Raw genomic sequence first — 21,600 nt, 5'->3', positions numbered from 1 at the left:
GCGTATTAAGTTAGTTTTGGGTGATGTTTATTTCAATTCGTCTGTTCAGTCGTTGTCCTTCCAAAGTGGTATTTGGAGCTATAGGTGTCGTTTCTCCTTTTGATGAAATCGTTAACTTATTCTCATCAATTCCTTGAGAAACAAAATATTGCATTACACTTTTGGCGCGTTCTTTTCCAAACCACATATTGGCTTCTGCATCTCCATTGCTATCGGTATGACCAATAATCTCTACTTTTTTTGTGGGATGTTTTTCTAAATAATTCTTCAATTCAATCGCATACGCATTCAAGGTATTATCTGGTTGAAACGTCTTCGAGCCAAAACCTGCATACAAAATCTTTGACGCAATGCTTTTATCGATTGCATTCATGCGTTCCTCAGACATTTTTTGATACTCGTACGCAAATCCTTTTGCATATTGATTATTCTCGTCAAATGTAAAATCGTTTTGTTTTGTTTGAAACACCACACGATCTGTGTTAATTCCAAAATCACTCAATCGTTTCTGAATGCTATCATTTCGCTCAAGCGCAATAGCACTATTTTCTGATTTACTAAAAAAGGACGTTACCACCAATTCTTCTTGCTGATGCGAATTCAAATACTCAAAAAAGGACTGCAACGGATTCGAAACAGAATCAATCAATGACACCTTTGCTGTATTTTTAGTAATCGAAAACGGTAAAAAAGTAAGTGGTTTTTTCGCAGGAATTTCCTTGATAACCTTTATAGTGTCCACAACAGGAGTCGTCGGGACTTCACAAAGATTTTTTACAGAGCATTCGTAGTAACGAACACCAAAGTAAAGCCATGTACAAAAAAGTACAAAAGCAATCAAAAAATGTTTCATAGGTGGGCTGGCTATTAATGCTTTAAAAGTAGGAATTCATTTTTTCATATCACAACGAAACTCCTAAAAAAATGCTGTTAATCGTAAATTTTCGATAAAATGCAGAAAAATAATTTTAAAAAATAGTTGCAAGCAATAAAAATTATTAGTTACATTTGTGGCAACAAAAAAACAAACATGTCTTTTACACAATTACATCATCATCATTTTCATACTTGCCCTCAAGCGAGCTGATAATGTATTGAAGTAATTCTAAAATATATTAAAAACCCGTTTGAGTACATCAAACGGGTTTTTTTTATGCCCAATTTTTGTATTCAAACACAATCAAATAACTATGAAAAAGTTAAAAATTGCCATTCAAAAATCGGGACGACTCAACGAAGACTCGCTCAACATCTTAAAAGACTGCGGAATTTCCATCGACAATGGAAAAGATCAACTCAAAGCAGCAGCACGCAACTTTCCATTAGAAGTATTCTACCTCAGAAACGGAGACATTCCACAATACTTGCGCGATGGCGTGGTAGACATTGCTATCATCGGAGAAAATGTATTGGTAGAAAAAGGCGAAAACATCACCATTGCAGAAAAATTAGGATTCTCCAAATGCAAAGTCTCGCTCGCCATTCCAAAAGGAGAAACCTACAATTCGGTCAAAGACTTTGAAGGCAAGCGCATCGCGACTTCCTATCCGGAAACAGTAAAGGCATATCTCAAAGAAAAAGGTGTCAATGCCGATTTACACATTATCAATGGCTCTGTGGAAATTGCACCAAATATCGGACTCGCCGACGCTATATGTGATATTGTTTCCAGCGGAAGCACACTTTTCAAAAACAATCTCAAAGAAGTGGAAGTCATGCTCAAAAGTGAAGCTGTTTTAGCCGTTTCTCCAAAAATAGACGACGAGCGCCAACAATTACTTCAAAAATTACGATTCAGAATTCAATCTGTACTCACGGCACGCGAATCCAAATACATTCTCCTCAACGCGCCAAACGACAAAATAGAAGCCATCAGCAAAATATTACCCGTACTCAAAAGTCCAACCGTATTGCCACTCGCCGAAGAAGGTTGGAGCTCATTACACTCTGTTATCAAAAAAGAAGATTTCTGGGAAGTCATTGACGAACTCAAAGCCAATGGAGCCGAAGGAATTTTAGTATGTCCAATCGAAAAAATGGTCTTATAATGAACAAAATATTCAATCCACAACCGAACACTTGGACAGCTATTTTAGAGCGTCCAACGCAAACTGTTGACGACATCGAAGAAACGGTTTCGCAAATTTTCTCCGAAGTCCAAAAAAACGGCGATATCGCTATCAAAAAATATACCTCGTTCTTTGACAATGTTCAGTTGGATGAGTTGGTGGTCAGTCAAGCTGAAATGGACGCTGCTGCAAACAACGTCTCTGCAAATTTAAAAGATGCTATCGCTGTCGCGAAAGCAAATATTACGTCGTTTCACAATGCACAAAAAACCGATACAGTTTCGGTAGAAACGACTCAGGGCGTACACTGTTGGCAAGAAAAAAGAGCCATCCAAAAAGTAGGTTTGTACATTCCAGGCGGAACAGCTCCGTTATTTTCTACCATACTCATGTTGGCGATTCCAGCCAAAATTGCTGGTTGTGAGGAAATTATATTGTGTACACCACCAAACAAAGAAGGAAAGGTAAATCCTGCAATATTGTACACAGCGCAATTGTGTGGCATCACGAAAATATACAAAGTAGGAGGCATTCAAGCTGTAGCAGGAATGACCTTTGGAACGGAAACCATGTCTAAAGTCTACAAAATCTTCGGACCAGGAAATCAATTTGTAACGGTTGCCAAACAATTAGCCACCAAATACGGCGTTGCGATTGACATGCCTGCGGGACCAAGTGAATTATTAGTAGTTGCTGACGAAACGGCAAATGCTTCCTTTGTGGCTTCCGACTTGTTAAGTCAGGCAGAACACGGAACGGACAGTCAGGTTATCTTAGTAACAACCTCAAAGAACTTTCTCACGGAAGTGGAAACAGCGATAGAAACACAGTTGGAAGACTTGCCACGAAAAGAAATCGCGACGAAAGCCATTGAAAACTCCAAACTCATTTATGTAGAAAACAATCAAATTGCATTAGATTTAATCAACGAATACGGTCCAGAACACTTCATCGTCTGCGTAAAGGACGAAGATTATTACACACAAAACATTCAAAATGCAGGTTCGGTATTTGTGGGGAATTACACGCCAGAAAGTGCAGGCGATTATGCTTCTGGAACCAATCACACCTTACCAACAAACGGTTATGCAAAAAACTATTCGGGTGTGAATTTGGCAAGTTTTCAAAAAAGTGTCACGTTTCAAAAAATCTCGAAACAAGGCATTCAAAACATTGGAAACGCTATTGAACTCATGGCAGAAGCCGAAGGTTTACAAGCACACAAAAACGCAGTCACATTACGTTTAGAAAGTTTAAAATAAAACGCTTTGTCATTCCTGCGAAGGCAGGAATCCAATAATTGAAGTAAAAGTCAAAAGCTACACAGATGAACACAATCAACATACAATCTCTCATCAGAGAAAACATCAAAACACTCAAACCGTATTCTTCCGCAAGAGATGAATACAAAGCTTCTGGAAGCGACATGGTGTTTTTGGACGCTAATGAAAATCCGTTTGAAAATGGCGTGAATCGCTATCCCGATCCGAAGCAAAAGGATGTAAAATCGGCGTTGGCAGCAGTCAAAAAGTGCAATGCTGAAAATATAGTGTTAGGAAACGGAAGCGACGAAATTCTCGATTTGATTTTCAGAGCGTTTTGCGAGCCAAAACAAGACAATATTATCACGTTGCCACCAACTTACGGAATGTACAACGTATTGGCAGGTATCAATGATATTGCGGTAAAAGAAGTGTATTTAACCGAAACGTTTCAACCCAATGTAGCTGAAATTTTAAATGTGGCAGACGAAAATAGCAAACTACTATTTCTTTGCTCGCCAAACAATCCTACAGGAAACAGTTTTTCTGAGGAAGCGGTAGAAAAATTACTCAAAGAATTTAACGGAATTATAGTGATAGACGAAGCATATATAGACTTTTCTAGTCAAAAAAGTTGGTTGAATAGGCTAGAGGAATTCCCGAACTTAGTCATTACGCAAACGCTGTCAAAAGCGTATGGAATGGCTGGTATAAGGCTTGGTGTCTGTTATGCTTCGCTCACTATTGTAGATGTTTTAAATCGCATAAAACCGCCATATAACGTAAATTTGCTAACGCAAGAAAAAGCGTTGAACCGAATTGATAATCAAGAAAACGTTCAGCAAGAAATAAAGAACATTTTACAAAACCGAACAGCATTAGCAAACGCGTTGGAACATATCAATTTCATTGAAAAAATATATCCATCAGACGCCAACTTTATTTTGGTAAAGGTGGATGATGCCAATCTTCGCTACAATCAGTTGGTTGACAAAGGAATCGTCATTAGAAACCGCACCACGCAACCGTTGTGTGACAATTGTTTGCGATTTACGGTTGGAACAGAAGTAGAAAATCAAAGATTAATAAAAGCGTTAGAAGCGATTGTTTAAAAACCAAATTGTCACATCGAGCGCAGTCGAGATGGCATCGAAACACAAATTAAAAAAGGAAAGAACAAATTCCTGCCTTACTTTGATAAACTCAGTACAAGTCGCAGGAATGACAAAATAATAAAGCTAAAGCTATGAAAAAAGTACTATTTATAGATCGTGATGGAACGATCATCAAAGAACCTGCAGACGAGCAAATAGACAGTTTTGAAAAACTGGAATTCTATCCGAAAGCCTTATCCGCACTGCGAAAAATTGCCAGCGAACTGGATTTTGAATTGGTGATGATTACCAATCAAGATGGTTTAGGGACAGACGTGTATCCTGAAGATACGTTTTGGCCTGTACACAATTTTATTTTACAAACTTTAAAAGGTGAAGGAATTGTGTTTGACAAGATTGTCATCGATAGAACCTTTGCTAAAGACAACGCGCCCACACGAAAACCGAATACAGGTTTATTAACGGAATATTTCTCGGACGAATACGATTTGAAAAATTCGTTTGTGATTGGCGATCGCTTGACGGATATCGAATTAGCTAAAAACTTAGACGCAAAAGGAATTTACATCAACGATGAAACCTTCTTGGGAACGGATGAAATTACCGTAAAACGTTCAGAATTGGACGCTTATATCGCATTGGAATCGAATGACTGGGATGAAATTTATGCATACTTAAAAGCCGAAGAACGCACCGCTTCGTTGACGCGAAACACCAACGAAACCAAGATTCAAATCGATTTGAACCTTGACGGAACAGGAAAATCGAATATTGACACTGGAATTGCCTTTTTTGATCACATGCTCGACCAAATTGCACGTCACGGACAAATGGATTTAGACATCAAAGTTAAAGGCGATTTGGAAGTAGACGAACATCACACGATTGAAGATACGGCAATTGCCTTAGGTGAAGTATTTGCGAAAGCTTTGGGAAACAAATTGGGAATTGAACGTTACGGTTTCTGTTTGCCTATGGACGATTGTTTGGCACAAGTCGCGATTGATTTTGGAGGAAGAAATTGGCTTGTGTGGGATGCAAAATTCAACCGTGAAATGATCGGGAAAATGCCGACAGAAATGTTTTTCCACTTTTTCAAATCGTTCTCGGATGGCGCCAAAGCAAATTTAAACATTCAAGCCACAGGCGTTAACGAACACCACAAAATAGAAGCAATTTTTAAAGCGTTTGCCAAAGCCATCAAAGCAGCCGTAAAACGCGATGTAGAAAAAATGATTTTACCATCAACCAAAGGAATGCTCTAAGAAATTATAAATGTTGAATGCTAAATTTTAAATTATCAATCTAAAAGCAAAAAGCTAACAGCCAAAAGCTATCAAATGAAAACAATCATCATAAATTACGGTGCAGGAAACATCCAAAGTATCAAATTTGCGTTACAGCGGTTGGGCGTGGAAGCTGTGTTGAGTAACAATGCCGAAGAAATCAGAAACGCTGATAAAGTCATATTTCCAGGTGTAGGAGAGGCGAGTAGCGCAATGCAAAAATTACGCGAAAGTCAACTAGACGAAGTCATTCCGACACTACAACAACCTGTTTTGGGAATTTGTTTGGGAATGCAACTCATGTGCAATTCATCGGAAGAAGGAAATACACAAGGTTTGGGCATTTTTGATACGGAAGTCGTTCGTTTTTCTCCGACTGTGAAAGTGCCACAAATCGGTTGGAATACCATTCAAAACTTGAAAAGTGAACTGTTTGAAGGTGTTCGCGAAAACGAATATATGTATTTGGTACACAGTTATTACGCCAAAAAATCAAGTGAAATGATTGCCGAAAGTGAATACGATATTCAATATGCATCTGCTTTGCAAAAAGATAACTTTTACGGGGTGCAATTTCATCCAGAAAAAAGTAGTAAAGCAGGAAGTATAATTTTGGAAAACTTCTTGAAACTATGATTTTTAGGCATTAGGCAATAGGAATTAGTTATGTTATGAATTTTAAAGTTGTTCTCGATACAAAATTCTTTCAGAATTCCACTCGAACTGACGTTTGGAGCAGGTTATTGAAATTAGATTTTAGAATCAAGACAAATTGACGAATCCACAAAAAACAAACAACAAACAACAAAAAACAAATAACCAAAAAAATGCGAATCATCCCAGCTATAGACATCATCGATGGAAAGTGTGTACGACTTTCCAAAGGTGATTATGATACGAAAAAAATATACAACGAACATCCATTAGAAGTCGCGAAACAGTTTGAAGACGCGGGAATTCAATACTTGCACATGGTCGATTTAGACGGTGCGAAAGCGAAACACATCGTAAATTATAAAGTTTTGGAGGAAGTCGCTTCGAAAACGAATTTGAAAATCGATTTTGGTGGCGGATTGAAATCGGATAAAGATTTAAAAATAGCTTTTGAAAGCGGCGCGAAACAAATTACGGGCGGAAGTATTGCCGTGAATAATCCAGAACTATTTACCCGTTGGATTCAACAGTACGGAAGCGAAAAAATTATTCTAGGCGCAGATGCCAACAATGAAAAAATCGCGATTAGTGGCTGGCAAGAAGAAAGCGAAGAAGAACTCATTCCATTCATCCAAAAATACCAACAAAAAGGCATCGAATACGTGATTTGTACTGATATTGCTAAAGACGGAATGCTAGAAGGTCCATCATTCGCACTTTATGAAAAGATACTAAAAGAATGCAATCAAAATGTCACATCGAGCGCAGTCAAGAGGTCTTCAAAGTCCATTAAATTAATCGCTTCTGGCGGAATTTCCACCTTTGACGAATTGCCAAAACTCAAAGAATTAGGTTGCGAAGGTGTCATCATCGGAAAAGCCATTTACGAAAACAAAATATCTCTAAAACAGTTAGAAACATTACTATAATGCCATTCCTTAGTGTCACATCGAGCGCAGTCGAGATGCAGTTGGGAAACCAAGAATTATAATACATAAGTCAATAGAGATTTAATTATTTAATCATTAAATATTTTAATCTTTCAATCAAATAATAAAATGCTTACAAAAAGAATCATTCCTTGCCTAGACATCAAAAACGGTCGTACCGTAAAAGGTGTCAATTTCGTAAATCTCCGTGATGCGGGCGATCCTGTGGAATTGGCAAAAATTTACGCAGATGAAGGCGCGGACGAATTGGTGTTTTTAGACATTTCCGCAACGGAAGAACGCAGGAAAACCTTACAAAAACTCGTCTTGGACGTTGCCGCGCAAGTAGACATTCCATTTACCGTTGGTGGTGGAATTTCCTCTGTAGAAGATGTCGATAGAATGTTACAAGCGGGCGCAGACAAAGTCTCGATTAACTCTGCCGCTGTAAAACGTCCAGAACTCATCAACGAATTGTCTTCTAAATTTGGAAATCAGTGTATTGTGGTGGCGATTGACGCGAAGCAAATCGATGGCGAATGGTTTGTGCATTTGGTAGGAGGAAAGGTGCCAACAGACATCAAATTGTTTGATTGGGCACAGGAAGTCGAGCAACGTGGCGCGGGAGAAATTCTATTCACGTCCATGAACAATGACGGCACTAAGAACGGTTTTGCCAACGAAGCCTTAGCCAAACTTTCAGAAATCGTCAACATTCCGATTATTGCTTCTGGCGGCGCAGGCAACATGCAACATTTTCAAGATACATTTGTGGATGGAAAAGCAGATGCCGCTTTAGCCGCAAGTGTATTTCACTTTAAAGAAATTCCCATTCCAGCATTGAAGCACTATTTAAAAAATAATGGAATTAACGTTAGAATCTAAATTGTCACTTCGAGTGAAATTCGTTAGAATTTTGTATCGAGAAGTACTTTGAAATGATGAATGTTGGACTTTAAATTTTGAATTTTTGCATAAAAATTTTTAGAAAAACCTATTGAATAATTTATTTTTTATGAGCCAAGAGCCAAGAGCCAAGAGCCAAGAGCCAAGACAAATTGACAAATAGACAAACCAACAAAAGAGCGAAGCGAACAAAAAACACTTCGACAAGCTCAGTGTAAACGAATAACAAAAAACAAAGATCAAAAAACAACAAAATGACAATTAACTTCAATAAAAACAACGACGGATTAGTCCCTGCGATTATTCAGGATAGTGAAACGAAAAACGTATTGATGCTAGGTTTTATGAATGAAGAAGCCTACAACAAAACGGTGGAAACCAAAAAAGTGACGTTTTACAGCAGAACCAAGCAACGTTTGTGGACCAAAGGTGAGGAAAGTGGCAACTTTTTAAACCTTGTCAGCATCCAAAACGATTGTGATGAAGATACACTGCTCATCAAAGTAAACCCAGTGGGACCAACCTGTCATAAAGGTTCTGACACCTGTTGGAACGAAGAAAACACACAAACGTTTGGATTTTTATCACAATTAGAAAAAACTATTCAAAATCGTAAGGAAAATCAGGAAGACGAAAAAAGTTATGTCGCGTCATTGTTCCGAAAAGGTATCAATAAAATCGCGCAAAAAGTAGGCGAGGAAGCCATAGAAACAGTGATTGAAGCCAAAGATGACAACGACGATTTATTCCTAAATGAAAGTGCTGATTTGTTGTTTCATTACTTGATTTTGCTACAAGCCAAAGGATTTACGTTGAATGATATTGTAAATGTGTTGAAAAGTCGGGAGAAATAATATTGATGCGAAATTATTTAAGAAGCGGATTTGTCAGTTTGAGCGCAGTCGAAAACACTATGATGATTACTAATGAACTTATAAAACACATATTTCCTACAACTTTTTCGCCCTTTTCAGAAGACATGTAGCTAACATATCAAAAAAATCGTACATTTGAGTAATTCTCCCAAAGCGTATTTAAAATCTCAAAACACGATTCAACAACTGCATGAAAATTCACTGGACACTTATTTCTTTATGTATCGGAATTTGTAGCGGAGTTGCTGTACAGCTAACTTTTGAAAGTTGGAAAATAGCCTTGCCCGCAGGAATTCTGAGTTTTCTTATTGCCTTATATTTTGATCCGAAACGAAGATACTTTCGTGCGTTTTCTATGATAATTGCTATCATAGCGGGATTGAATAAATTCTTTTTTGAAATAAAAGGTACGCTGTTTGGAATAGATTTTAAAGTTGGTAGTGGTGAGATAAGTTGGGTGGTGACTTTTGGTTTAATTCTATTAGCAGGATTTTGCTTGTTTCTTGATTATTTTGAACGAAATGGAAAGTTAAAAGGTACGTTTCTTGATTTTACTATAAATAAAAATGTAGTAAAAAATGTAAAGGGAGAAAATATACAGGTTCATCAAAATATCAATAAAAAATAAACTTCAAGGATGTTTAATGCTAACATAAACAAAGTAGAAAAAGTAGAAGGAAGTAATATTTTTATCTTTCAATACGCTGATAGCAATGGAAATACAACTGAAGAGCGTAAATCTCTTGAAGAATTTCTAAAACCATTTATTGAGTCTTACTTAGAACAGATTACATTACTAAAAGAACAGCTTTCAGTACAAAAAGCACTAATCAAAGAAAAAGAAGAAAACAAAACCTATTTGAACAAAGAAGTACTCTCCTTATCTCAAAAAATTCAAATACAAGAAGAAGAAAAACAGCGACGAATCGCACAAATTAAACATTTACTACAAGAAGTTTCAGGGAAAGATTTAATCGATGAAACCAGCTTATATAAAGAAGCATTTAATTTATTTATTGAAGAAAAAATTGAGGATGCTTTATTGGTTTTAAGTGAAGCAAAACTACAAGAAGCGGAACATAAAACTAAGGAAAAGAACAAAAAGCGGAGTGAAGCTATAGAAAACGATAATCGTAAATTAGCACAAAATCGTATTCTAAAAGCACAATTACTGCGCATAAAACATAACTACGAAGAAGCAGGAGAAAATTATGAAAAAGCAGTAGAATTGTATGAAAGTTATGACACTTGTTTCGAAGCAGCGTATTATTTTGAGTTTTTAAATAACTATAATAAAGCTGAAAACTACTATCAAAAATGCTTGGTAAAAACCTCTTCTAAAGAACAAAAAGCAGCTATTTTAAATAATTTAGGAAATTTACAGAGTGATCAAAATGAGTATACGAAAGCCAGTGCAAGCTATGAAGAAGCTTTATCAATACGAAGAGCTTTAGCCGCGGAAAATCCACAGACGTATTTACCAGGCGTTGGAATGACTTTAAATAATTTAGCTGTTTTACAGAGAGCTCAAAATGAGTATGTTAAAGCCAGTGCAAGCTATGAAGAAGCTTTATCAATCCGAAGAGCTTTAGCCGCGGAAAATCCACAGACGTATTTACCAGGCGTTGGAATGACTTTAAATAATTTAGGGAATTTACAGAGAGCTCAAAATGAGTATGCTAAAGCCAGTGCAAGCTATGAAGAAGCTTTGGAAATCTATCGACCCTTAGCCGTCGAAAATCCACAGACGTATGTACCGTATGTAGCACATACTTTAAATAATTTAGGGAATTTACAGAGGGCTCAAAATGATTATGCGAAAGCAAGTGCGAGCTATGAAGAAGGGTTATCTATCTATCAAGCCTTAGCCGCCGAAAATCCACAAACGTATTTACCAGACGTTGGAATGACGTTAAATAATTTAGCGAATTTACAGCGAAATCAAAATGAGTATGCGAACGCTAGTGCGAGCTATAAAGAAGCTTTGGAAATCTATCGAACCTTAGCCGCCGAAAATCCACAGACGTATGTACCGTATGTAGCAGGTACTTTAAATAATTTAGGGATTTTACAGAGTAATCAAAATGAGTATGCGCAGGTCAGTGCGAGCTATAAAGAAGCTTTATCAATCTATCGAGCCTTAGCCGCCGAAAATCCACAGACGTATTTACCAGACGTTGGAATGACTTTAAAAAATATAGCAATATTTTATCAAGAATCGCAAATTGATAAAGAATTGTCTCTACAATATATAGAAGAAGCTATTACTATTTTAGTACCTTTTCAAGAAATAGGTTACATTCAAAATTATTTAAAGGAAGCTTTTTTAGTATTGCTGAACTGGGATATTGACGTAGAAACTTGGATAAAAGAAAAGTTTCCAAACAACGAAGAAGAATAATCTACCCCAAAAACTTCGCACGTTCCTCAGGCGTGGGCATTCTGCAGGTTTCTTTTTGCCCAAACCATTTGTAACGGTATTTGGCAACGAAATTATACACGGCGTCATTTACGAATTTTGGTAAAATACGAAAGACTTGCAACAATTTCCAAGCGCCGCCAAATTCATTGATAATACGCAAGGCTGCTTGTGATTTGTGGTAATACGCAACGCCAGGTTCATACAAAATCACAGAATCCAATTGCTCAGGATTGAGCTGCAAATGTTTTTGTATCTCAATACCAATATCCGATTGCAACGACGCAAAACGAAAGACATCATTTTTATCTTTTGCTATGATTTTATCAACAAAACCGTTGCACAAATTGCAAACGCCGTCAAACAGCACAATCTTTTTATCTTTTGGTAAGGAATCTATCATTTTCTGAGATTTCTAATCTGTCCTACAAAGATACAACTTTGAAATTGGAATTATAAATGTTGGATTTTGAATCTTTTCAGTTTTCAGTTGTCGGTTTTCAGTTGTGTGTTGTCGGTTGTGAATGAAAAACATACATATACAAATTAACGAATCCACAAAAAACAAACAACGAACAACTAAGAGCGCAGCGACCCAACACCTAAGACCCAACACCCAACTCATACATCTCCAAATCAAAGTAAGGCAATGCAGCTAGTAAATGATCGAAAATATCGCCCATGATGTATTCGTAGTTTTTCCAGACTTTATCTTTGCTAAACGCGTAAATTTCCAGCGGAATTCCCTGAGGCGTTTGTGGCATTTGTCGGCTCATAATAGTCATGTCTTTATTAATCGCAGGATGGTTTTCCAAATACGATTCTACATATTTTCGGAATACGCCAATATTGGTCATATTTCGTCCGTTGACGAGTAGTGATTTGTCGATTTCTCGTTCTTGATTGAATTTGATAATATCTTGCTGACGATTTTCTAAATAATCCGAAATCAACTGAATACTTTTTAGTTCTTCAATTTTTTCATCGCTCAAATAGTGTATGCTCGGCGCTTTAATGATGATAGCGCGTTTGATACGGCGTCCGCCAGAATCGTTCATGCCGCGCCAGTTTTTAAACGAATCGGAAATGAGCGCATAGGTTGGAATAGTAGTGATGGTTTTATCAAAATTCTGCACTTTTACGGTTGCCAAATTGATTTCAACCACATCACCATCGGCGCCGTATTTTTCCATCGTTATCCAATCGCCAATGCGCACCATATCGTTCACCGCGACTTGAATACTCGCCACAAAACCAAGAATGGTATCTCTAAAAATCAACAAAATTACCGCAGACAATGCTCCTAAAGTCGTCACAAAGGTCAACACGGATTTTCCCGTAAGGATAGAAAAACTCAACACAATTCCCACAAACCAAACAAAAATCATAAATACTTGAATATAGCTATCAATGGGCTTGTCTTTAAAAGCATTGAGCGTTTTCAAGAAATCGCGCAGGGAATTGAGAATACTACGAATGACTTTAATCACCAAGATGACAATAAAAATATCAATCGCGATTAAAAAGCTGTGTTGAAAGTTTGGAAAATCGGCAAATAAATACGGTGTTGTCTGTTCAATAAGTAAGACGGGCACAATATGTGCTAAATTTTGCGGCGTTTTATTTTTGATGAGTAAATCGTCAAAATTGCTTTTTGTTTTTGGTGCCAAACGATGCGAAATAGCAATCAATACGCGACGCACGACGTAATCCGTAACAAATGCCAATATGGCTACAGCAACAACACCTACAATCAAATTGATATAAATTGCGGTAGTTTCTCCATAATCATCTTTTAAAAGATGGTACACGTAGCGAAACAAATTTTGTGGATTCATGAACAGGTATTTTTTGCAAAGATACTACGATTTTGTTGTTTGTTCAGTTTGAAGCCTTCATAACTGTAATTAAGTCTGAAAAAAGTTACAATTGATATATATTAAACTTTAAAAAGTTTTCATTTCAAAAAATAAGCTTAAATTTACCTTAAACCCATAAACCGATTCATTTTTGCGAACCTTAGTAAAAGCATTACTTGTATTGTTTATCAGCTGTTCCTTTGCACAGGAATTGCCACCAATTATAAAATATACTCCAAAAACATACAACGCAGGCAATCAAAATTGGATGATTTCACAATCTGACGATGCATATATGTATGTAGCGAATAATCAAGGATTGTTGGAATTTAACGGAGCGCAGTGGAAACTCTACAAATCGCCGAATGAGACCATTATGCGTTCGGTGAAAGTTATTGGAAATAGAGTGTACACAGGTTGCTATATGAATTTTGGCTATTGGGAACGCAATGCTGCGGGCACACTAGAATATACTTCTCTCAGTGATGTTTTGCAAGTAGATATGAAGGAAGATGAACAGTTTTGGCAAATCATTCAACTGGATAAATGGGTGCTTTTTCAATCGCTAGATCGAATTTATACGTATCATACGGAAGACAATAGCTTAAAAGTCATCAATGCAACCAATACCATTACCAAACTATATAAAATTCAGGACGAATTACTTTTTCAGGTGCTTGGAGAAGGTTTGTATAGTATTGAAAATGGCGAAAAAGTATTGGTAACTAATGATGCGATTCTTCAGAATAGCAGAGTCGTTGGAATTTTCCCGAAAAACAATCAAAAAATTATCATTACACGCGATAGTGGCTGGTTTACGCTTGATAAAAACGAATTGACAGCATTGCAACTTCCGTATCATGCAGATACGACTCAAAAAAGTATTTACACCAGTATGCAATTGGCAGATGGAAGTTTTGTGTTAGGAACCATTGCCAAAGGAATTTTTTTGATTTCGCCCGAAGGAACATTGCGCTATCATATTGACCAAGAAAAAGGATTGAGCGATAATACGGCGTTGTCGTTATTTGAAGATGTAGAAGGAAATTTATGGGTAGGCTTGGACGATGGTATCAATTGTATCAACACCAAAGAACCGTTTAAATACTATGCCGATCAAACAGGACGTTTGGGAACGATTTACGCTTCCATCATTCATGAAGATTATGTGTATTTAGGAACCAATCAGGGATTATTTTACAAATCGGTCAATAGTACAAACGATTTTGAGTTTATAGCAGGAACCAAAGGGCAAGTATGGTGTTTGCGGATTATTGATGGCGAATTGTTCTGCGGACACGACACAGGAACGTTTCTCATCAAAGGAAATACACAGAAGCAAATAGGAACTATTCAAGGAACGTGGGATATTAAGAAAATTCCAGGTGTGAATAACAAAATCATTCAAGGAAATTACGACGGATTGTACATTTTATCAAGACAAAACGATACTTGGCAGTTAGACTATAAATTGAAAGGATTTGACATTTCATCCAAACATTTTGAATGGGCGACACCGACAAAAATTCTGGTAAATCACGAATATAAAGGCGTATATGAGTTGACGCTAGATGAAAACTATCAAGAAGTTGTATCATTTACCAAAAACACAGACATCGAAAAAAGCGCCAATACCAGTTTGGTCACTTTTGATGGTAACATTTACCAAGCTAATAAAAATGGTATTTTCAATTACGATATTGCTTCTGGAAGCTTCCAGAAAAACGCAGCATTGAGTGCCATTTTTGAAAATGATGCGTACACTTCAGGAAAATTAGTGGTAGACGATGTTGGCTATTTATGGGCGTTTACAAATAATTATATCAATTACGTTACCAAAGAAAAAATCAACGGAGACTTTAAAATACAGCGAATTGCCATTCCGCAATCGTTGCGTAACGAGATGAAAGGTTATGAAAACATTTCGCATATCAAAGGCAAAACCTATCTTTTAGGAACTTCAAACGGTTATATTACCATTGATTTAGGTGAAATAGCGTCCAAAAAGTATGAAATACACATCAATTCGGTTTCCAATCGTACACTCACAGGAGCTGAGCGGCAAATAGCTTTACAAGCAGAAGACCAAGAATTTAATGCTAACGAAAATTATTTGGCATTCAGTTACAGTATTCCTGCGTATAACAAATATGAAGTTGCGGAATATTCTTATCAATTAGAAGGTTTGTACAATAAATGGAGCGATTGGAGTACGCAATCGCAAATATCGTATGAGAATTTACCGCATGGCAGTTACAAATTCAAAGTAAAAGCACGAATTAACAACGAAGTCACGGAAAACACAGCAACCTATTCATTCACGATTAATCACCCTTGGTATCTATCGAATGTCGCCATTGCTATTTATGCCATTCTTACAATCTTACTTTTTGCAGCGATTAATAGTTTTTACAAGCGTTATTACAAAAAGCAGCGTGAGCGTTTGTTAGAAAAGAAAACACGCGAATTGGCTCTAAAAGAATTGGAAGCACAAAAAGAAATCGTTGAATTGAAAAATACCCAATTAAACAGCGATATTGAAGCGAAAAATAGGGAATTGGCAATTGCTACGATGAACATGATTAAGAAGAATGAAACACTGAACAACATCAAGCAGGAATTGCAAAAACAAAAAACAGAACAACAAGATGTAAAACCAGTAATAAGGCTCATTGATAAAAATATCAACAATGCGGAAGACTGGAAATTCTTTGAAGAAGCGTTCAATCATGCAGATAAAGACTTCTTTAAAAAAGTAAAAGAATTGCATCCACAACTTACGGCAAACGATTTGCGATTATGCGCGTATTTGCGTTTAAATCTATCTTCAAAAGAAATTGCGCCGTTATTGAACATATCGGTTCGAAGTGTGGAAATAAAGCGCTATCGTCTGCGTAAAAAGATCAGTCTCGCACGAGAAATCAATCTGAACGATTACTTTTTAAATTTATAATAAAGTTAAATTGTGATTATCGAGTCAAAAAAAATACGCTACAACACAGAACGTATTATAGCATATTCTTTCTAAAATGGTATCAAAAAATAAAAAATCTTATCCTGTAACAGTAGTTGGGCATTCAGGCTGCGTTTTTGCACCGCCACATCCTTGTGCTCCAGATGCATCAATAGGTACATCTCGTCCACCTACAATCGTTGGTATTTGGTTCAATTTTAAAATGGCAATTTTACGTAAGTTTAATTTTTTAACAGATTTTTTCATGATTTAATATTTTAAGTATTAATTACTTAAAAATACGTAAAATCATCGGAAGATGAGGATTTATAGCCAATACAAAATTACAGCAATTACAAAAAGACCACAACATTACTAAAAAAGACCACAACATTACCACAACAATAACGTTGTAGTTAGAATTTTCATACCTCAACATTCATTTTTTTTCAAAAACAAGACTATTGTGAATAACGTATAAACAAAGGGGTTTTCTTAACAATTATTTAAAAATAGCAACTAAAAATTAACATGTATGTTTTTTGTATAGGTGTTTTTTAAGGATTCGTTAGCAATTGTGGATAAATTGCCTCGAATTAAAAAATTAACCATATGAACCGTTATGTTATCATCCTTGCTTTCATGCTCTCCTCGATATGGAGCTTTGGGCAAGAGTTTGAAGTAAAAGGGAAAGTAGTAGAAGATGGCAGTCAAATGCCACTACCTGGAGTTACCGTTTTACTGAAAAACACTTCAAAAGGAACGTCCACTGATTTTGATGGAAATTTCAGTCTGAAAAATGTTCCTGGCGGAAGTACAATTGTATTTTCTTCCGTTGGATATGCAACTCAAGAAGTTGTCATAACCTCAAGTAAAGAACTAACCATAGTCTTAAAAGAAGATGCAGAAGCGCTAGAGTCTGTAGTCGTTATTGGATATGGTTCACAACGAAAAGAATTGGTTTCAGGAGCTTTTTCTTCGGTAGAATCGGAAGAAATTTTAGAGCGTAACCCTGTGCGAGTGGAAGAAGCACTACAGGGATCGGCTTCGGGAGTACAAGTAAATGCTACTTCGGGTTCGCCAGGTGCGGCACTCAACATTCGTATTCGTGGTATTACATCTAATGGAAACAACAATCCGTTAATTATTGTAGATGGTGTCAATGTTGGAGATGATTTAAGTGTGATTGATCCAAATGATATTGAAAAACTAGATGTCATTAAAGATGCCAGTTCTGCTATATATGGTGTGCAAGCTTCTAATGGAGTTATCTTAATCACCACGAAAAGCGGACGTAGAGAATCAAAAACAAAATTCAATTACAACTCTTTCTATGCTGTACAGGAAACATCTAATACGTTAGATTTAATGAATGCTACAGAATATGGAGTATATGTCAATGAAACTGAAATTGCAGATGGAAATCCGTTGCCATATCCAAACCTTTCCACTTTAGGTGTAGGAACTGATTGGCAAGATGAATTGTTTACGACAGCGCCATTATTCAGTCACAGTTTAAGTGCGTCTGGAGGTTCAGAAAACATCACTTATGGAATTAGTGGAGGTTATTTAGGACAAGATGGTATCATTGCGAGTGAAAAATCAAACTTTACACGTTGGACGCTTAAAAATAACTTAAGTATCAACTTGACAGAAGATTTAAAATTAAACACCTTACTTCTATATACAAATGTAAAAAGAAGAGGAATTCCAGAAGGTGGACGTGGTTCTATATTATATTATGGAGCAAATGCTTCACCATTAACACCAATATTTGACGGAACTGACGGAAGCGGTCCTTCGCGCGGATTCTCATATATTGGCTCTGAGCAAGGAATTGAAATCATTAACCCTTTTGCGGTAATCAACAATACCTTCAACGAAACAAAAACAAATCGTTTCACAGGAAAGTTAGAATTGCAATATGAAATTATTCCAGATTTACAAGCGACATCGCGTTTCAACTTTAACTATGCGGATGTTGTCAACCGTTTTTACATTCCATTGCAATACTACGGACCAAACAAAGTGCAAAACACAGTAAATGTAACCAACAACCAATTTGTATTAGATACGAATGATGATGGCGATAGAGATGTGTACAGTTTGGTAGGTGAAAACGTGCAAAACTTCTTTGATTACACTTGGGAAAGTTTCATCAACTACAAAAAATCCTTCGGAGATCACAACTTTGATGGATTACTAGGAACATCCTTACAAAGTTTCCAATACGACGGATTCTTCGCAACAGGTTTCTTAGTAAACGGACCAGACGAGTGGAGCAATGCCTATTTAAGCAATACACAATCATTTATCATTGATGATGACGATACGCCAAACGGCGATCCAAATGACATTCAACAAACGCTAAGTCCAACAACAGGTATTGGAGAAGATCGTTTATATTCTATCTTTGGTAGAGTTCAATACGATTATCAAGGAAAGTATTTATTTTCAGCAATGTTACGTCGTGATGCTTCTACGCGTTTCGGACCAAACAATCGTGTAGGATATTTTCCATCATTATCTGGAGGTTGGATTGTTTCGCAAGAAGAATTCTTCAAATCAAGCATCATCGACAACTTAAAACTAAGAGGAAGCTGGGGAATCACAGGTAACGACCGAATTGGTAGTTATCGTTGGTTAGGATTGTTACAAGGAGCCAATGCCGAAGCAACCTATCCTTTTGGCGATGTATTATCGTTTGGAAATGCCATTGGAGCACTCTCAAACCCTAGCTTACAGTGGGAAACTACGAAACAAACCAACATTGGTTTGGATATGAGCTTATTTGATCGTAAATTAAACGTAACTGTCGATTACTATAAAAAACGTACGGAAGACTTGTTATTAGTGCCAGAAGTATCTGCGTTATTAGGAACAAGTGCTGGAGGAAGTTCAGCGCCAGTCGTAAATGCGGGAATCGTAGAAAACAGAGGATTGGATTTAAGTATCAACTTCTCTCACGATTTCTCTGACGATTTCAGCATTCAAGTTGGGTACAACCTAACAAGTATCGACAACGAAGCCATTGAAGTAAACAATGCCGCAGGATTCTTGCCAGGAGGTTTATTCGATTTGAATCAAACAACCTCGCGTTTCCAATCGGGCTTACCAATTGGTGCTTTTTGGGGATTACAAACAGACGGAATCTTCCAAAATCAAGCAGAAATTGATGCGCATGCAGCACAACCAGGTGCGCAACCAGGAGACATTCGTTACGTAGATGTGGATGGTGATGGCGTCATTGAATTTGGAAGTGAAGACGATCAAACGATGATTGGTAATCCAATTCCAGACTTTACCATGGGCTTCAACTTAAACTTAAATTACAAACAATTTGACTTTGGTACGTCATTATACGCTTCTATCGGAAATGACATTGCAAGAAGTTATGAGCGTTTCTTAACATACAGTAACAAACCAACACTATACTTAGATCGTTGGACAGGCGAAGGAACGTCGAACTCTGTACCAAGAGCTTCTACAAATGCGTCTAACAACCGTTTATTCTCAGACTTCTTTGTAGAAGATGGATCATACTTACGTATACAAAACATTCAAATTGGGTACTCGTTGCCAAGCGAAATCTTAGAAAAAATTCACTTAGATCGCTTCCGACTGTACTTCAGTGTTAACAACTTGTATACGTTTACAAAATATCGTGGATACAACCCAGATGTCAACAATGCCAATCCATTAGCAGCAGGAGTTGATTTAGGGCAATATCCATTAGCAAGAACATTTACAACAGGAATCAATGTATCATTCTAAACACATCACTATGTATAATAAGATAACAAAACTAGCAGCCGCACTGCTAATCATTATGAGCATACAATCTTGTGATGATTACTTAGAAATATTGCCGCCAGGGCAAGAAAACACCGAAAACTTTTTCAACACTCCAGAAAACTATCAAGATGCACTTGTAGGTGTGTACGATTTACTCTCTACAACGTATTTGAATAATATTTTGGGTGAAATTGCCTCTGATAACAGTCTCTGTGGAGGAGAAAATCCTACAGATGTTCTCGATTGGCAACAAATTGACGACATGATTCATACACCAGATAATGGTGCGTTGCGAAACGTATTTCAGTGGATGTATGCAGGAATCAGTCGTGCAAACTATATTGTAGAATTTCAAGACAATCTAGACTTTGATGGAAAAGAGCAACTATTAGCAGAAAATCTATTCTTACGCTCGTACTATTACTTTGAATTGGTAAAATTCTTTGGAGATGTTCCAATGTACACCGACAGAAGAATCACCATCGAAGAAACACAATCGATTGACAGAACACCAAAAGAAGATGTCTATTTACAAATAGAAGTAGATTTGATGAATGCCATTCCAAACTTACCTTGGACGCAAACACAACCAGGGCGCGCAACCAAAGGAGCTGCGTGGGCATTGCTTGGTAAAATCTATCTCTACCAAGAAAAATTTACAGAAGCAGCACAAGCTTTTAATGAAGTTATTAACTCTGGACAATATCAATTGGTACAAGATTTTAATACAATCTTCCTAAACAACAACGAAAACAACTCAGAATCTGTATTTGAAATTCAATACTCAGGTACGCAAGAAGGAGCAAGTTTCGGTTGTTTTCAATGTGTAGAAGGAAATGTTGCCGTAGGATTTATGGGACCACGTTTTCAAAGTGGAAACTTTAGTCCGTATGCTTCAGGTTTCAGTTTCAACGTGCCTGTACAAGATGTGGTAGACTTATACCAATCTGGAGATTCGCGTTTGGCAGCTACGGTATTAGACATCAATGCATTTGTAGTAGAACGTCCAGATGTAACCTTTACAGAAGGTTCTGAGCATACAGGATACTTCAACCTAAAATACATTCCGTATGCGAATGACAACGTAATTCAAGATGCAAACATCAACCGTAGTAACAACTACAGAGCTATTCGTTATGCAGACGTACTATTAATGGCAGCTGAAGCCAACTTGCGTGCGCCAGCACCAATTGCCAATCCGCAAACATTCTTAGATGCGATTCGCGATAGAGCTTTTGGAAATACCAACAATCGAATTACAGCAACGTTAGAAAACGTATTAGCAGAAAGAAGAAGAGAGCTAGCAGGCGAAGGACATCGTTTCTTCGATCAAGTTAGAACAGGAGAAACAAGTACTATTCCAGGGTTTACGCCAGGGAAAAACGAAATATTTCCAATTCCACGAATCGAAATTGAATTGGCAGGAAATCGTTGGCAGCAAAATGCAGGATATTAATCGCTAGAAAAAAGAAAACATA

General features: G+C 37.0%; 16 protein-coding genes and 1 pseudogene. 13 read left to right on the top strand and 4 right to left on the bottom strand.

Annotation, left to right across the window (positions count from 1 at the left end; all coding sequences use genetic code 11):
- Nucleotides 1–10: 10 nt before the first annotated feature.
- Nucleotides 11–853: an OmpA family protein gene (locus tag C8N46_RS10210; RefSeq protein WP_108114795.1), complete on the bottom strand. Its 843-nt coding sequence runs from the start codon at nt 851–853 to the stop codon at nt 11–13.
- 337 nt (nt 854–1,190) lie between these two features.
- Here C8N46_RS10210 and hisG point away from each other — a divergent pair, with 337 nt between their 5' ends.
- The 10 genes and pseudogenes from hisG (at nt 1,191) to C8N46_RS10160 (ending at nt 11,497) form a co-directional block, all read left to right on the top strand.
- Nucleotides 1,191–2,048: an ATP phosphoribosyltransferase gene (gene hisG, locus C8N46_RS10205; RefSeq protein ID WP_108114794.1), complete on the top strand. Its 858-nt coding sequence runs from the start codon at nt 1,191–1,193 to the stop codon at nt 2,046–2,048.
- Nucleotides 2,048–3,331 carry a histidinol dehydrogenase gene (gene hisD / locus C8N46_RS10200; protein WP_108114793.1) on the top strand — a complete coding sequence of 428 codons (1,284 nt, stop codon included), beginning with the start codon at nt 2,048–2,050 and terminating at the stop codon, nt 3,329–3,331. Before hisG ends, hisD begins: the two co-directional genes overlap by 1 nt.
- A 65-nt stretch (nt 3,332–3,396) precedes the next feature.
- The gene (gene hisC, locus C8N46_RS10195; protein WP_108114792.1) at nt 3,397–4,443 is read left to right on the top strand and encodes a histidinol-phosphate transaminase; all 1,047 of its coding nucleotides are present in this window, start codon (nt 3,397–3,399) and stop codon (nt 4,441–4,443) included.
- A 134-nt stretch (nt 4,444–4,577) separates the two neighbouring features.
- A complete protein-coding gene (gene hisB, locus C8N46_RS10190; RefSeq protein WP_108114791.1) occupies nt 4,578–5,711 on the top strand; it encodes a bifunctional histidinol-phosphatase/imidazoleglycerol-phosphate dehydratase HisB in 1,134 nt (377 codons plus the stop codon).
- Between the two features lie 75 nt (nt 5,712–5,786).
- A complete protein-coding gene (hisH, locus tag C8N46_RS10185) occupies nt 5,787–6,368 on the top strand; it encodes an imidazole glycerol phosphate synthase subunit HisH (RefSeq protein ID WP_108114790.1) in 582 nt (193 codons plus the stop codon).
- Between the two features lie 191 nt (nt 6,369–6,559).
- Nucleotides 6,560–7,315, top strand: coding sequence for a 1-(5-phosphoribosyl)-5-[(5-phosphoribosylamino)methylideneamino]imidazole-4-carboxamide isomerase (hisA, locus tag C8N46_RS10180; protein ID WP_108114789.1), 756 nt, complete (start codon nt 6,560–6,562; stop codon nt 7,313–7,315).
- Between the two features lie 129 nt (nt 7,316–7,444).
- Nucleotides 7,445–8,200, top strand: a complete 756-nt coding sequence (hisF, locus tag C8N46_RS10175) for an imidazole glycerol phosphate synthase subunit HisF (protein ID WP_108114788.1) — start codon at nt 7,445–7,447, stop codon at nt 8,198–8,200.
- A gap of 263 nt (nt 8,201–8,463) precedes the next feature.
- Nucleotides 8,464–9,075 (top strand): annotated as a pseudogene (hisIE, locus tag C8N46_RS10170) (bifunctional phosphoribosyl-AMP cyclohydrolase/phosphoribosyl-ATP diphosphatase HisIE); the annotation flags it as partial.
- Between the two features lie 211 nt (nt 9,076–9,286).
- The gene (locus tag C8N46_RS10165; protein WP_108114786.1) at nt 9,287–9,724 is read left to right on the top strand and encodes a hypothetical protein; all 438 of its coding nucleotides are present in this window, start codon (nt 9,287–9,289) and stop codon (nt 9,722–9,724) included.
- Between the two features lie 9 nt (nt 9,725–9,733).
- Nucleotides 9,734–11,497 carry a tetratricopeptide repeat protein gene (locus C8N46_RS10160; protein ID WP_108114785.1) on the top strand — a complete coding sequence of 588 codons (1,764 nt, stop codon included), beginning with the start codon at nt 9,734–9,736 and terminating at the stop codon, nt 11,495–11,497.
- A gap of 1 nt (nt 11,498) precedes the next feature.
- On the opposite strand, the gene C8N46_RS10155 is transcribed toward C8N46_RS10160, so the two are convergent.
- Both C8N46_RS10155 and C8N46_RS10150 read right to left on the bottom strand, forming a co-directional pair.
- Nucleotides 11,499–11,918: a thiol-disulfide oxidoreductase DCC family protein gene (locus tag C8N46_RS10155; protein ID WP_108114784.1), complete on the bottom strand. Its 420-nt coding sequence runs from the start codon at nt 11,916–11,918 to the stop codon at nt 11,499–11,501.
- Nucleotides 11,919–12,117: 199 nt separating this feature from the next.
- Nucleotides 12,118–13,353, bottom strand: a complete 1,236-nt coding sequence (locus C8N46_RS10150) for a mechanosensitive ion channel family protein (RefSeq protein ID WP_108114783.1) — start codon at nt 13,351–13,353, stop codon at nt 12,118–12,120.
- Between the two features lie 172 nt (nt 13,354–13,525).
- Between C8N46_RS10150 and C8N46_RS10145 the strand changes: the two genes are divergently transcribed.
- Nucleotides 13,526–16,327 (top strand): triple tyrosine motif-containing protein, encoded by a 2,802-nt coding sequence (locus tag C8N46_RS10145; RefSeq protein WP_108114782.1) that lies wholly within the window; start codon nt 13,526–13,528, stop codon nt 16,325–16,327.
- 99 nt (nt 16,328–16,426) lie between these two features.
- Here the strand turns inward: C8N46_RS10145 and C8N46_RS20460 are convergent, their stop codons facing one another.
- Nucleotides 16,427–16,594, bottom strand: a complete 168-nt coding sequence (locus C8N46_RS20460) for a hypothetical protein (protein ID WP_158269128.1) — start codon at nt 16,592–16,594, stop codon at nt 16,427–16,429.
- A 345-nt stretch (nt 16,595–16,939) separates the two neighbouring features.
- On the opposite strand from C8N46_RS20460, the gene C8N46_RS10140 reads away from it, so the two are divergent.
- Both C8N46_RS10140 and C8N46_RS10135 read left to right on the top strand, forming a co-directional pair.
- Nucleotides 16,940–20,101, top strand: coding sequence for a SusC/RagA family TonB-linked outer membrane protein (locus C8N46_RS10140; RefSeq protein WP_108114781.1), 3,162 nt, complete (start codon nt 16,940–16,942; stop codon nt 20,099–20,101).
- 10 nt (nt 20,102–20,111) lie between these two features.
- Nucleotides 20,112–21,578, top strand: a complete 1,467-nt coding sequence (locus C8N46_RS10135; RefSeq protein WP_108114972.1) for a RagB/SusD family nutrient uptake outer membrane protein — start codon at nt 20,112–20,114, stop codon at nt 21,576–21,578.
- Nucleotides 21,579–21,600: the final 22 nt, after the last annotated feature.

The organism is Kordia periserrulae, assembly GCF_003054265.1.
GTDB lineage: Bacteria > Bacteroidota > Bacteroidia > Flavobacteriales > Flavobacteriaceae > Kordia > Kordia periserrulae.
This window is presented reverse-complemented; position numbering and strand designations above follow the sequence as displayed.